The sequence below is a fragment of the Pseudomonas sp. NPDC089428 genome (assembly GCF_044749325.1).
GTDB lineage: Bacteria > Pseudomonadota > Gammaproteobacteria > Pseudomonadales > Pseudomonadaceae > Aquipseudomonas.
The window spans coordinates 133585-146117 of record NZ_JBIVHT010000014.1; the positions used below are offsets into that span (position 1 = coordinate 133585).

The 12533-nt window shown below is 64.6% G+C and carries 13 protein-coding genes and 1 pseudogene; 8 read left to right on the forward strand and 6 right to left on the reverse strand.

Annotation, left to right across the window (positions count from 1 at the left end):
* Positions 1 to 38: 38 nt before the first annotated feature.
* Together ACIPZ5_RS22195 and argC are read right to left on the reverse strand one after the other, a co-directional pair.
* Positions 39 to 725, reverse strand: coding sequence for a GNAT family N-acetyltransferase (locus ACIPZ5_RS22195; RefSeq protein ID WP_400810674.1), 687 nt, complete (start codon positions 723 to 725; stop codon positions 39 to 41).
* Positions 726 to 798: 73 nt separating this feature from the next.
* Complete coding sequence (gene argC, locus ACIPZ5_RS22200) at positions 799 to 1734, reverse strand: N-acetyl-gamma-glutamyl-phosphate reductase (protein ID WP_261943738.1); 936 nt, start codon at positions 1732 to 1734, stop codon at positions 799 to 801.
* Positions 1735 to 1848: 114 nt separating this feature from the next.
* Here argC and ACIPZ5_RS22205 point away from each other — a divergent pair, with 114 nt between their 5' ends.
* The 3 genes from ACIPZ5_RS22205 to ACIPZ5_RS22215 all read left to right on the forward strand — a co-directional run bounded on the left by ACIPZ5_RS22205 (position 1849) and on the right by ACIPZ5_RS22215 (position 4352).
* A complete protein-coding gene (locus ACIPZ5_RS22205) occupies positions 1849 to 2730 on the forward strand; it encodes a LysR family transcriptional regulator (protein ID WP_400810676.1) in 882 nt (293 codons plus the stop codon).
* Between the two features lie 549 nt (positions 2731 to 3279).
* Complete coding sequence (locus ACIPZ5_RS22210) at positions 3280 to 3552, forward strand: hypothetical protein (RefSeq protein ID WP_400810678.1); 273 nt, start codon at positions 3280 to 3282, stop codon at positions 3550 to 3552.
* A gap of 101 nt (positions 3553 to 3653) precedes the next feature.
* Complete coding sequence (locus ACIPZ5_RS22215) at positions 3654 to 4352, forward strand: MOSC domain-containing protein (protein ID WP_400810680.1); 699 nt, start codon at positions 3654 to 3656, stop codon at positions 4350 to 4352.
* Between the two features lie 3 nt (positions 4353 to 4355).
* Here ACIPZ5_RS22215 and ACIPZ5_RS22220 read toward each other — a convergent pair whose 3' ends face one another.
* Positions 4356 to 5006 (reverse strand): TIGR04211 family SH3 domain-containing protein, encoded by a 651-nt coding sequence (locus tag ACIPZ5_RS22220; RefSeq protein WP_313714346.1) that lies wholly within the window; start codon positions 5004 to 5006, stop codon positions 4356 to 4358.
* 282 nt (positions 5007 to 5288) lie between these two features.
* On the opposite strand from ACIPZ5_RS22220, the gene ACIPZ5_RS22225 reads away from it, so the two are divergent.
* The gene (locus ACIPZ5_RS22225) at positions 5289 to 6632 is read left to right on the forward strand and encodes an OprD family porin (protein ID WP_400810682.1); all 1344 of its coding nucleotides are present in this window, start codon (positions 5289 to 5291) and stop codon (positions 6630 to 6632) included.
* A gap of 164 nt (positions 6633 to 6796) precedes the next feature.
* On the opposite strand, the gene ACIPZ5_RS22230 is transcribed toward ACIPZ5_RS22225, so the two are convergent.
* Entirely contained in the window at positions 6797 to 8134 is a 1338-nt protein-coding gene (locus tag ACIPZ5_RS22230) for a hypothetical protein (RefSeq protein WP_400810684.1), read from the reverse strand.
* A 201-nt stretch (positions 8135 to 8335) separates the two neighbouring features.
* Between ACIPZ5_RS22230 and ACIPZ5_RS22235 the strand changes: the two genes are divergently transcribed.
* Positions 8336 to 8650: a DUF2388 domain-containing protein gene (locus ACIPZ5_RS22235; protein ID WP_400810686.1), complete on the forward strand. Its 315-nt coding sequence runs from the start codon at positions 8336 to 8338 to the stop codon at positions 8648 to 8650.
* 43 nt (positions 8651 to 8693) lie between these two features.
* Entirely contained in the window at positions 8694 to 9173 is a 480-nt protein-coding gene (locus tag ACIPZ5_RS22240; RefSeq protein WP_400810688.1) for a VOC family protein, read from the forward strand.
* 46 nt (positions 9174 to 9219) lie between these two features.
* Here the strand turns inward: ACIPZ5_RS22240 and ACIPZ5_RS22245 are convergent, their stop codons facing one another.
* Positions 9220 to 10284: an AbrB family transcriptional regulator gene (locus ACIPZ5_RS22245; protein ID WP_400810690.1), complete on the reverse strand. Its 1065-nt coding sequence runs from the start codon at positions 10282 to 10284 to the stop codon at positions 9220 to 9222.
* Between the two features lie 125 nt (positions 10285 to 10409).
* On the opposite strand from ACIPZ5_RS22245, the gene ACIPZ5_RS22250 reads away from it, so the two are divergent.
* Positions 10410 to 11312, forward strand: a complete 903-nt coding sequence (locus ACIPZ5_RS22250) for a LysR family transcriptional regulator (RefSeq protein WP_400810692.1) — start codon at positions 10410 to 10412, stop codon at positions 11310 to 11312.
* On the opposite strand, the gene ACIPZ5_RS22255 is transcribed toward ACIPZ5_RS22250, so the two are convergent.
* Complete coding sequence (locus ACIPZ5_RS22255) at positions 11309 to 12196, reverse strand: LysR family transcriptional regulator (protein ID WP_400810693.1); 888 nt, start codon at positions 12194 to 12196, stop codon at positions 11309 to 11311. The genes ACIPZ5_RS22250 and ACIPZ5_RS22255 overlap by 4 nt on opposite strands.
* A gap of 134 nt (positions 12197 to 12330) precedes the next feature.
* On the opposite strand from ACIPZ5_RS22255, the pseudogene ACIPZ5_RS22260 reads away from it, so the two are divergent.
* Positions 12331 to 12533 (forward strand): annotated as a pseudogene (locus ACIPZ5_RS22260) (muconate cycloisomerase); the annotation flags it as partial.

Below are 12533 nucleotides of genomic sequence, written 5' to 3' on the forward strand. Positions count from 1 at the left end.
CCTGTGGGAGCGGGCTTGCCCGCGAAGAGGCCCTCGAATCAGTGCACTGACTTGCGCTCCCGCACACAGGCCTTCGCCTGGGCGGTCAATTCATCCAGCCACTCATCGCGCTGCTGCTCGGCATCGAGCATGGCATCTTCACCCTGCTGATTGAGCAGGTAGGTGTGAATCTGCAGCACCTCGGCAGTCTGGTAGATCGGCGCAATGTCCAGCCGGCCGATCAGCGCGCCACTGGCCTGGCCGGTACTGCTCATCAGCACCTGCGGCCCGCTGGCGGCGACCACCTGCATGCCCATGTTTTCGAACCATGGCACCTGGTTGGCAAAGGCATTGAGCTCGACACTGGCAAAGCGCGCCTGCACGTCACCCAGCAGGGCGCGGGCAATGCCCTGGCGGCGGTGGCTGGGCACCACGGCAAGAAACGCCAGGGCGCACGCCTGGGGGTTGTCCTGGGCCGGCAAGGTCAGGGCGAAACCGAGCAGCTGGTCCGGTGCGTCGGCATCCAGGGCGAGGGTCAGCTGCACGGCCAGGCCGCGGGTGCCGTCCATGGCTTGCAGGTACTGGTGCACCTCCATGCCGACGCCGTACTGGTACAGCGGGTACAGCGGATTTTCCGCACGAATGGCGACACTGCTCAGTGCGCCGACGTTGTGGATCACCAGCTCGCGGATCTGGTTCTGGAAGGACTCGGGCGGCACGCTGTCGAGGCGGCTCAGGATGAACATCGGTGGACGGGCTCCGGCTGCGGTTGGCTCACCCCGCGCCGGGTTGGCGCGGGGTGCACAGTCTAAACCCTTTTTAGCCGCGCATCGCGGCGAGCATCAGGTCGAGGTTCTGCACCGCCGCGCCCGAGGCACCCTTGCCAAGGTTGTCGAACACTGCCGTCAGCACCACCTGGCCGTGCTCGGGGTTGGCGTAAAGCGCCAGGCGCAGGTCGTTGCTGTCATTCAGCGCCTCAGGGTCGAGTGGGGTGGCCGGGCCCTGCTGGTGCAGGGGCATCACCTGCACATGGCGGGCGCCCTGGTAATGCTGTTGCAGGCAAGCCTGCAACTGTTCGGCGCTGGCCTGGCCGGGCAGCAGGCGCAGTTGCAGCGGGATGCTCAGGACAATGCCCTGGCGATAGGCCGCATAACCTGGCAGGAACATCGGCCGAGCCGACAGGCCGGCGTGCTGCTGGATTTCCGGCACGTGCTTGTGCGCCAGTTCCAGGCCATACAGCTGCAAGGTCGGGGCATGTTCAGCGCCAGGCGCCTCGTGCCGCTCGACGGCTGCGCGACCGCCGCCGGAATAGCCGGAGATGGCATGGATGCTCAGCGGGTAGTCGGCCGGCAGCAGGCCGGCCTTGACCAGCGGGCGCAGCAGGGCGATGGCGCCGGTGGGGTAGCAGCCAGGGTTGCTGACCCGCTTGGCCTGGGCGATACGTTCGGCCTGCTGCCCGTCCAGTTCCGGCAGGCCGTAGACCCAGCCTGGCGTGGTGCGGTGCGCAGAGCTGGCGTCGATCACCCGCACGGCCGGGTTTTCGATGGCCGCCACGGCTTCGCGGGCAGCGTCGTCGGGCAGGCACAGCAGGGCGATGTCGGCACTGTTGATGGCGTCGCGGCGCCGCTGCGGGTTTTTGCGCTCGGCCTCGGGCAGGGTCAGCAGGCGCAGGTCGTTGCGGCCGTGCAGGCGGGCGTGGATCTGCAGGCCGGTGGTGCCTTGGTCGCCGTCGATGAAAACAACTGGGGTGTGCATGGTCGGGGTCCGATCAGGGGAGGGGATGGCCTATGCTCGCCTGTGGCGCTGATAAAGAAAATTTGAATATCATGATGCTGACATTCAGTTTTGATGAATCAAGGATCGCCACCCATGCGCGAAATCAGCCTCGATCGCCTGCGCACCCTGGTGGTGATCGCCGACCTGGGTTCCTTTGCCGAAGCCGCCCGCCAGCTCAACCTGGCGCCGCCCACCATCAGCCTGCACGTGGCCGAGCTGGAGGCGCGGGTCGGCGCGCCGCTGCTGACCCGCAACCGCAACCAGGTGCGCCCCACGGCCGTCGGCGAGACCTTGCTGGCCCGCGCTCGGCGCCTGCTGGCCGACGCCGACCTGGCCCTGGACGAAGTGCGCCGTCAGGTCGAGGGCCTGACCGGGCGTGTGCGCCTGGGCGCCTCCACCGGTGCCATTGCCCATCTGCTGCCCAAGGCCCTGGAGCACCTGCGGGTGGCGCACCCGGGTATCGACGTGCAGGTTCAGGTGCTGACCTCCCAGGCTTCACTTGCGCGTTTGCGTGAAGGCACGCTGGATATCGGCCTGGTGGCGCTGCCCCAGGTGGCCGGCAAGGGCGTCAGGCTCACGCCCTGGCGGCGTGACCCGATCCTGGCGTATGTGCCGGCCGAGTGGCAGCCGCCGGCCAAGGTCACCCCGGCCTGGCTGGGGCAGCGCGCGTTGATCCTCAATGACAGCAGTACCCAGCTGTCGCGGGTGACGGGTGAGTGGTTTGCGGCGGCAGGCCTGTATCCCGAACCGCGGATCGAGCTGAACTACAACGATGCGATCAAGAGCCTGGTAGGCGCCGGCTATGGCGCGACCTTGTTGCCGCAGGAAGGCGAAGCCGCCGAGCTGGACCGGCGGATTGCGCGGCGGCCGCTGCGGCCGGGGTTGTGGCGCCAGCTGGGGATTGCCTGTCGGGAGGGCGAGGTGGAGCGGGCTACGGGGTTTGTGCTGGAGGCTCTGGAGCGGTTGCGGCAGTAGGGGCGCCGGGTGTTTGTTGCAGCATCATCGGTGGGGCTGGCAGGTGTTTTTCGCAGTACCTTCGGTGGGGCTGACAAGTGCTTGCCACAACATTTTCAGCGCTTGTGAGATCGAGCGCCGCCCGCGCGGCGCTTCGCGGGGCAAGCCCGCTCCCACAGTCTGTTTCGGACCAGTTACTCCTGTGAGGTCTCCACTATCCGCCTTGTTTGTACCTTTCGATAGTGAGTTGGGCGCACCCGCTTCCCTTTGATCTCCAGTCATGCACTAAGGCGGGCACCGGTACTTGCACAGGAGTAACTGGCCCGAAACAGACTGTGGGAGCGGGCTTGCCCCGCGAAGCGCCGCGCGGGCGGCGCTCGATCTCACAGGCGCTGAAAGTGGTGTGGCAAGCACCTGTCAGCCCTCATGCCTTCTCCAGCCGAGCAACTCCCTCATCCCCCCGACCGCTAAGCTGAACCGACACAGCCCTTTCCATCGCCGTCTATGCTTCTCCCTGCGTCGAGCCAAATGTCTCTCGATGATCATTCCGATTTCCCAGGAGAACGCTCCATGAAACCCATGAAATTCGTGCCTCTGCTGGTGATTGCCTCTGTGTTGAGCTTTACCGCCCATGCCGACCCCAAAAGCGAATGCGCGGCGAAGGTCAAGGATCTGGAATACATCAATAAAACCGACGGCCAGGCGCTGCATGGCGGCATGGCGCATGACTACCATGATCTGCTGAAACAGGCCAAGGCCTCGCAGGCAAAGCAGGACTGGACCCAGTGCCAGGCTTCGGCTGACCGGGCCAAGACCATTTACAACAAGGCCCGAGGCAAGTAAGCCGATCGCTGTGCGGCTTCTTCGCGGCCCTGCCCACGAAGAAGCCGGCACAGGCCAGCTCGTGTAAGCTGCGCGCTTTAGGCTTCCACGAGATCCCCGCCATGCCCCTGGCCAGCGCCACCCTCGACCACCTGCTCACCGGCCTCGCCCAACCCTTCACCCGCCCGGGCTCACGCAGCGCTATCGACAAGCATCCCCAGGCCGGCACCCGCCAGGTGACCCTGCTGGGCATCGAAGGCGACGAGCAAGGCGACCTGCGCGTGCATGGCGGCATCGACAAAGCCATCCACCATTACCCACGCGAACACTATCAGGCCTGGGCCGAAGAGCTGGGCGAGCATCCGCTGCTGGGCAAACCAGGCGCCTTTGGCGAAAACATCAGCAGCGTCGGCTGGCGTGAACAGGACATCTGCCTGGGTGACCGCATTCGCGTCGGCACGGCGCTGCTGGAAGTGTCCCAAGGGCGGATGCCCTGCTGGAAGCTCAACGACCGTTTCGGCGTGGCGCAGATGGCCCTGCGCGTGCAGCAAAGCGGTCGCACCGGCTGGTATTACCGGGTAGTGGAAGAGGGCCGCGCGCAGGCCGGTGATACCCTGCAGCTGGTCGAGCGGCAACATCCGGCATGGTCGGTGGCACGCCTGTCAGCGGTGCTGTTCGACAAACGCCTGGAGCTGGAGTTGTTGCGCGAGTGCCTGGCGCTGCCGCTGGTGCCGTCCTGGCGCAAGACCCTGGAGCGGCGCCTGGAGCAGCGCCAGGTCGAGGACTGGAGCGGGCGCCTGCAGGGCCAGCAGGCGGACTGAGGGTCAGAACCAGCGGTCGTTCTTCTTGCGGCCGCGGGTCAGCGCCGGCAGGATCAGCCCCGCCAGCAGGCCAGCACCGGCGATGCTGCCGCCATAAACCATGTAACGCATCATCACCTGCTTGTTCTCGTCGCCCAGGCGTGCCTGGGTGTCGCGCAGGCTCGACTGGCTCTGGTCGAGCTGTTCGTTGAGCGCCTGGTTGCGCGCCTGCAGTTCATCGATGAGCTTCTTGCGCGCGTCGAGGGTTTCCTGCATGCCCTGCACGCGGTTCTTCCAGCTGTCATCGATGGTCTTGAGCTGCCCGGACAGCTCCGCCACCTGTGCGTCGAGTTGCGGCAGGCGTTCGTTCTGGCCCGGCACCGACTGCAGGTCGCTGGTGAGGATCCACACCAGGTCGCCGTTCTGGCCACGCACCTGGCTGTAGTTGCCCTGGCTGCCGATCAGGGTGAGTTTCTGCCCGGACTTGAGCGTGCCGACGATGCGGTGGCCATCGGTCGGGCCACTGCGCACGTAGGTGCTCAGGCTGTCGCTGACCCAGCGCGCATCGCTGGCCGGCTCTTCGGCATGCGCGGGGACGGCTAGTGCCACCAGGGCGGCGAGCAGGCTGCCGCGCAGGGCAGGGAGGGCAAGGGAGGCTGGGCGGGATTCAGGCATGTTGGGTCTTCGCTGCAACAGGAAAAATAGGCCCGGTAACTGTAGATCAGCAACGGGGCCGGCGAACCGGTCGGTGAATTGACCGTGAGGGACAGACCGCATTTTTGTAAGCAGGTTCACTGCTTGGCGTAGGAATTGCCCACAGAATGTTGCAAAAGCCGAGCTAGAGCCGCTGCGCGCGCATGACACGATTGTAATTCGCCGATCACCTTGGCGTTATCCGCCGGGCCTCACTCTCCGACTCCGCCGACACAACAACAATCGTCACCCAAGGAGCCTCGGATGACCCGAACCGCCCCCCTGTCCCTGGCGGCATGCCTGGCGCTGTCTGGCGTCAGCGCACTGGCCAACGCCGCCGAACAAACCCCTGAAGGTTTTGTCGAGGGCAGCACGCTCAACGTGCTCAACCGCAACTTCTACTTCAACCGTGACAACCGCGACGGGCCTGCCCCGGTGCAGAGCAGTACCCAACCTGCAAGCAATGGCTACTCCGAGGCCTGGGCGCACGCCATCATCACCCGCTTCGAGTCTGGCTTCACCCAAGGTACGGTGGGTTTCGGCCTGGACGCCTTCGCCATGCTCGGCGTCAAGCTGGACACCGGCGGTGGGCGCAACGGCGGGCGCAGTTCGTTCGACGTGTTGCCAGTCGACCACGACGGCCAGGCGCGTGACGAATACACCAAGCTGGGCGGTGCCGCCAAGGTGCGACTGTTCGATACCGTGCTCAAGCTGGGCGATGTGTTCCCGGCCAACCCGGTCGTGGCTGCGGGCGATTCGCGCCTGTTGCCGGAGAGCTTTCGCGGTGTGACCGTGGAGAACACCAGCCTCAAGGATTTGACCCTGCAGGCCGGCCGCCTGCATGCCATGAGCCAGCCGGTCTCCAGCGACATGCGCGAGAATTTCGTGACCTTCTATGGCGGCCCGGTGGACTCGCCGTGGATCGCCTATGGCGGCGGCGACTACAACCTCAACGAGCATGTGAGTGTCAGCCTGTTCAGTAGCCGGCTCAAGGATGTGTGGAACCAGTACTACGCCGGTACCAGTGCCGTCTGGCCGCTGAACGGCGACCTCGCCCTGATCGGCGGCCTCAACTACTACAAGGCCGTCGATGAGGGCCAACAGCGCCTGGGTGCGTTCGACAACGACATCTGGAGTGCGAAAGTCGGGGTGCGCTATGGCGCTCACACTGTGGCGCTGAGCCACCAGCGCAATAACGGTGACGACGATTTCGACTACCTGCGCCAGTCCGACTCGATCTTCCTCGACAACTCCATCCAGTACAGCGACTTCAACTCGCCCAAGGAGCGCTCGTGGATGCTGCGCTATGACCTGGACATGGCGACCTACGGGGTGCCGGGGCTGTCGTTCATGACCCGTTACGGCAAAGGCAGCGACGCTGACTACACCCACGCCAACGCCTTCTACATGCGCCGCGACGCAGACGGCAACCCGTTGACTGACCAGAAGCGCTGGGAGCGGGATATCGAGGTCAAGTATGTGGTGCAGAGTGGCGCGGCCAAGGACCTGTCATTGCGCGTGCGCCAGGCAACCACGCGGGCCACGGCGTTCGAGTCGGACCTGGACGAGGTGCGGCTGATCGTCGAGTACCCGCTGTCGGTGCTGTGAATTCACCTTTGCAAGCGTTCAAGCTCCTTTGGTAAGCGGTGAATGATTTGGCGCCCCGGTCGGGGCGCTTTTTTTAGCTAATTGCCCCATGCCCAGTTAACTAACCTCGCCGGCACTGACGCTAGCGAGCCGATAGGCTGGTCAAAACCGGCTGGCGGTGTCGGTCAGGTCGACACCAAGGTCCTGGCCAGGCAGTCCTTGCAATTGACGATGGTTTCCCGAGGCCCAGCCTGCACATGTACCAGGTTCGACCCGCACTTGGCGCAGAACAGCGTGCAACCGTTGCTATCCGCATTCCCCGGCAGTTCTGCGATGTAGTCGCTGACCTTGCGGCACAGGCCGTGATCATGCTGTTGCAACAGCACGTCGAACAGCGCCTGGCTGAAGCCTGAGCGCGGGGTATGGAGGTCGTAGCTCGATAAAGTGAACTGCCAGCGTTCCCGGATGGCGCGTTCGCTCAGCGACAGCATGCTCCCGGGAATGGTGTTGGCGGCATGGAGTTTGTTGACCTGGGCGCGAGCGATGAATGACAGCGCCCCACGGACGGCGGTGTTGGCCAGTGACCAGATGTGCCGCACGGGGTGCGCCTCGAGCAACTGCGCAGCGACTTCGGCGGCTTTCTTCCTGGCCTCGAAGGGCAGGCCGTGTTCCGCGCTACGGGTGGCGATGTAGGCACAGACTTCTTCGTTGCACAGTTGCTTGATGGCCGCGACGAGTTCGTCATGCCATTGCGGCTGCGGGCCATTGGACAGCGCCTTGTGCAGTGCGCGGTAAAGGGGGACAACGCTGGCCCGCTGCGGGCAATCCAGGCTGACATTGGCAATCCAGCGGACTTTGTTCTGCCACGCCTTCGGCGTAGGGTCGTCGCTGAAGGCATCCAGCGGTGAATCGGGGTCAACCAGCAGGATCTGATCTTCGTGCAGTGCCAGCAGGATGGCCGAATCCATGCTCGACGAGGGGCTGATGCGCGCGTCTGAGAGGTTTTTTTCCGCCGCCTGGATGCAATCCCTTTGTGCATCCATGCGTATCTCGAGCATGGCCAGCAGCTGCAACTGGCGGGTGATCGGCAGCGTGTGCAACGGCACGGGCAGGCGCTTGGCCAATGACCAGTGTTCGTGGATACGTTTGCGCTGTTCGATGGCCTTTGCCTGCCTGGCCCGTTCACGTGCCGCCTGGCACGGCACGCAGGTGCATTCGCGTTGCCATTTGTTACGCCCTGGGAAGTAATGGCGATGGGCGCAGTTCGGGCAGTAGGCCAGGTTGTCGTTCCAGCTGTTGGCCGAGCGGCTTTTGCGCCGCTCATACAGGCTGACTTCGCAGTAAGGGCACTTGAGTTCGGCACAAGGCACCGGGGGGAAGGCCTTGATCAGGCTGCTGGGGGCGATATCGATGGCGTAGCGTTCGAGCAGCAGCGCAATTCGCTCGCCGCCGATGTATTCGTTGTACAACGCCTCGATCTGTTCGGCGCTGAGGTGCTGCAATTTTGACTTGAAATCCGACAAACCTGTATCTCCCTGCGAAAAGTCGCTTGTGAGGTTTGTCAGGAATGATGCAGTGCCTGGGAATCGGTGGGTTGTAGGATGTTTCTCCTGTGCAGGTAGGGTATTTCTGACCGTTATCCTGGTAACGGCGAGGTTTCACGCGCATGGTCAGCGCTTGTGCTGCTGTGCAAAACTTGCCTTTTTATCAGGTAGGCCCGCCCCGTGAAACGATCCGGTTTATCGAGCACCCTGGTCCTGCTGTGTTGCAGTCAGGTCTGGGCCATGGATGGCAAAGGCAGCGTGACCGACCATTTCACCATCGGCAGCAGCCTGGGCACGGCGGCGCTCAGTGAGTCCACCAGCCACCCGCGCAGCAGCAGTGAAGCCGCCCGGGACGATGCCCTGGCCTACGTCGCGACCAACGGTCGCCTGTGCGGCCCGCGCCTGCAGCAGGCGCTGCGCGACTACCGCCAGGCCCATCCGCAATCGACGGTGAGCGACGCTGCGCTGGCCGCAGCCATCGCCAGCCAGGGCTGAAGGGCTAGACTCAAGGCTTTCTGTACTCAACTGGAGTCTTGCCATGACTGCCAAGAACACGATCTGCCTGTGGTTCGACAAGGATGCCGAAGAAGCGGCGAATTTCTATGCCCGGACCTTTCCCGACAGCCACGTGGTGGCAGTACACCCGGCCCCTGGCGACTACCCCTCGGGCAAGGCCGGGGACGTTATCACCGTCGAGTTCACGGTCATGGGCATACCCTGCGTGGGGCTCAATGGCGGCACCACGTTCAAACATAGCGAGGCGTTTTCGTTCCAGGTCTGCACCGAGGACCAGGCCGAAACCGACCGCCTGTGGCAGGCCATCGTGGGTAACGGCGGGGTCGAAAGTGTCTGCGGCTGGTGCAAGGACAAATGGGGCATCTCGTGGCAGATCACCCCGCGTGTTCTCCTCGACGCCATCGCCAGCCCCGACAAGGCCGCGGCCAAGCGGGCGTTCGAAGCCATGATGAACATGGGCAAGATCGATGTGGCAAAGATCGAGGCTGCATTGCAAGGGTAGGGTTGATCACGCCTGCCTGACTTGGGGATTGTGGCGCCGCAACCCTCTACCCCCGAGTCAGGCGAATGATCTGCCGCGCACAGAAGGCCCCCGTCAGAATCACCCCGAACAACCGCAACGTCTGCATCGCCAGCACCAACCCGACATCGGCATGGGTTTCCACCGCGATGATCGCCATGGCATCCAGCCCACCTGGGCTGGTGGCCAGGTACATCGACAGGAAGTCCGTGCCCATCGCCAGGGCCAGCAGGTAGGCGCAAGCGGCGCACAGCACGATCAACGCCAGCGCCCCGGCAATCATGGTCGGCAGGCGCTTCCACACATAACGCACGGTCTGCCGGTCGAAGCGCAGGCCGATGTAGCAACCGATGGCGCCGTAGGCAACGGCCAGCAGAGGCTCGGGCAAGCGGATGGTCAGCAGCCCACTGAGTTGCAGGGCGCCGCCGAGCAGCAGCGGTGTCAGCAAGGCACCGGCAGGCAGGCGGTTACCGAGGGTGATGCCCACCAGCACCACGCCCAGGCTGAGGAGGCTGTCGAGCAGGTGCGGGCCTTCCAGCACCACCGGCGCATGGGCCACCGCGCCTGCGCCCGGCGTGGCGCCGAGCTGGTGGCTGACCAGCGAGCCGATCATCACCACGCACACCACCCGCACATATTGCATGGTCGCCACCACGCGACCGTCGGCGCCATTATCCTCGGCCATCGACACCATCGCCGAAGCCGCTCCCGGTGCCGTACCCCAGGCGGCGGTGCTGCCGGGGATGCCACCGAAGCGTACGGTGCCGAGGCCGACCAGGGCGCTTAGCAACACCGTGATGAAGGTGGCGAGCAGCATCAGGTGCCAGGACTGGGCCATCGACACCAGCACCGCCCAGGTCACCGAGTGGGCCACCAGCAGGCCGACGCAGCCCTGCCCGAAGCGGAACACCTGGCGGTGCAGGTGCAGGCGCGCGCCTGAGACGCCGAAGACGATGGCCACCAGCATGGGGCCGAGGAACAACCCGGCCGGTACGGCCAGGGCATGCAGCAACTGGCCGAACGCACCGGCGCAGATCAACAGGGCGAGCCATTGGGAGAGGGTTTTGCAAGCGGGGGGTAGGGCGGTGTGCAACGTGGATACTCCTTGCGCAGCGGTAACGCGGGGGCTGGCAGCGCCAGCGGAGAAAATTATCGACGGCGCAATCGATCAAGTCTATTTTCTACTTTTGATGAATCCATAACTGAAATTCATGAATCATGGACCTGCGTGACCTCACCTATTTTGAAACCATCGCCGAGCTGGGCCACCTGGGCCGGGCAGCGGAAAAGCTCAACCGCAGCCAGCCGGCGCTGAGCAAGAGCATCCAGCGCCTGGAAGAATCACTGGGTACCCGTTTGTTCCAGCGCGACGGCCGGCGGATCAAGCTCACCGATGTCGGCAAGCTGCTGCTGGCGCGGGGCAAGCAACTGCAGCTGAACATCGCCGAGACCGAGCGCGAGGTGCGCGACTTCGCCAGCGGGCTGGTCGGCAACATCCGCCTGGGCTGCGCGGCGAGCATGGCCGATCACCTGTTGCCGCACCTGACCGCAGCGTTGCTGGAGCGGGCACCGGACGTGACCTTGAAGCTGTCCATCGCCCAGGACGATGTGCTCAAGGAATCCCTGCGCGGCGGCCGGCTGGATGTGATCATTTCACCGCAGATCGCCATGGATCCCGAGTTCACCACGTATCCCATCCTTGAAGACGAAGCGATCGTGGTGGCCAGCGCCGAGCACCCGATCTTCGCCGGCCCCATTTCCCTGCAGAGCCTCTGCCAGTACCGCTGGGTGCTGGCGGGGCCGACGGTGACCGCCCGGCGCTGGATCGACAATGTGTTCATCGCCCACCAGTTGCCGGCGCCGCAAGTGCAGATCGAGACCAATGCCATCTCGTTGCTGCCCCGTCTGATCGCGCGCACTCAGCTGCTCAGCTTCGCCGCCCGGGAAACCCTCGAGCATGGACTGGGCATGTCCTGGCTGCGCGAAGTGCCGCTCAAGCAGACCACCATGCGCCGCACGGTAGCCGTGTCGGTGCGCACGGACGGCTACCTGTCGCCAGCGGCAGGGGCGCTGGTGACGCTGCTCAAGGAAAAGGGCAGCAGCTTCTTCGAGCGTGGCTAAAGCAGGGGCGCACTCTCGGCCTGCTGGGCGATCAGTGCCAGGCAACGCTGCACGATCGGGCTGCTGTCGCCTTTGCGACGGCTGAGAATGATCGGGCTGACTGCGCTGCGGTCGAGCAGGCTGGCGTACTCGATATCGGTTCGGTGCTGCTGTTGCACCGACTCCGGCACCAGGGTCACGCCCAGCCCCACGGCGACCAGGCCGATGGCGGTCTGCAGCTCGTTGGCCCACTGGCTGACCTTGAGGCTCATGCCGTGGTGGGCGAACAGCGCGAGGATGTGGTCGGCGTAGCTCGGCCTGGGGTTGGCGGGGTAGAGGATGAACGCTTCCCTGGCCAGCTGTTCGAGGGTCAGCGGGGCACCGGCCAAGGCGTGGCCCTTGGGCAGTACGGCCACCAGCGGGTCTTCGCGCAGCACCTGTTGCTGGATTGCCGGGTCGTCGATGCGGATGCGGCCGAAGGCGATATCAATGCGCCCGCTTTTCAGTGCATCGACCTGCTGCAGGGTGGTCATTTCGCTCAGGCCCAGTTCCAGTTCGCTGTCCTTGCGCAGCTCACGGATCAGCTCCGGCAGTACCGTGTACAAGGTCGAAGGGGCGAAGCCGATGCCCAGCCACTGGCGCTGGCCCTGGCCGATGCGCCGGGTGTTGTCGCTGATGTTCTCCAGTTGCTCCAGCAGGGTGCAGGTCTGCTCGTAGAAGAAGCGCCCGGCCTCGGTCAGGCGTAGCGGGCGTTCGCGCAGCACCAGCACGGTCCCGAGCTGTTCTTCCAGCTGGCTGATCTGCCGGCTCAGCGGCGGCTGGGCGATGTGCAGCAGTTCGGCGGCGCGGGTGAAGTTCAGGGTTTCGGCCAGGACCTTGAAGTAGCGAAGGTGGCGCAGCTCCATCAGACCTCCAGGGTATGGTGGGAGATTCATTTGATATTGGACGGCCCTCAGGGTCTCGCGCAATGCTTGAATAATCAAGTAACTGTAGTGGCGGGTTTGCAGCCCGCGGCCTGATCTGACGAGACTTTCGAACCATGACAAACGCCCTGATCGAGCGTATCGACGCAATTATTGTGGACCTGCCGACCATTCGCCCGCACAAGCTGGCGATGCACACCATGCAGCAGCAAACCCTGGTGGTCCTGCGCCTGCGCTGCAGCGACGGCGTCGAAGGCATCGGCGAGGCCACCACCATCGGCGGCCTTGCCTACGGCTACGAAAGCCCCGAGGGCATCAA

Coding starts and splice junctions, on each gene's coding strand:
- ACIPZ5_RS22240 (WP_400810688.1), top strand. CDS start 8,694: ATGACTGCCAAGAACACGATCTGCCTGTGGTTCGACAAGGATGCCGAA.
- ACIPZ5_RS22210 (WP_400810678.1), top strand. CDS start 3,280: ATGAAACCCATGAAATTCGTGCCTCTGCTGGTGATTGCCTCTGTGTTG.
- ACIPZ5_RS22205 (WP_400810676.1), top strand. CDS start 1,849: ATGCGCGAAATCAGCCTCGATCGCCTGCGCACCCTGGTGGTGATCGCC.
- ACIPZ5_RS22215 (WP_400810680.1), top strand. CDS start 3,654: ATGCCCCTGGCCAGCGCCACCCTCGACCACCTGCTCACCGGCCTCGCC.
- ACIPZ5_RS22195 (WP_400810674.1), bottom strand. CDS start 725: ATGTTCATCCTGAGCCGCCTCGACAGCGTGCCGCCCGAGTCCTTCCAG.
- ACIPZ5_RS22255 (WP_400810693.1), bottom strand. CDS start 12,196: ATGGAGCTGCGCCACCTTCGCTACTTCAAGGTCCTGGCCGAAACCCTG.
- ACIPZ5_RS22220 (WP_313714346.1), bottom strand. CDS start 5,006: ATGCCTGAATCCCGCCCAGCCTCCCTTGCCCTCCCTGCCCTGCGCGGC.
- ACIPZ5_RS22225 (WP_400810682.1), top strand. CDS start 5,289: ATGACCCGAACCGCCCCCCTGTCCCTGGCGGCATGCCTGGCGCTGTCT.
- argC (WP_261943738.1), bottom strand. CDS start 1,734: ATGCACACCCCAGTTGTTTTCATCGACGGCGACCAAGGCACCACCGGC.
- ACIPZ5_RS22250 (WP_400810692.1), top strand. CDS start 10,410: ATGGACCTGCGTGACCTCACCTATTTTGAAACCATCGCCGAGCTGGGC.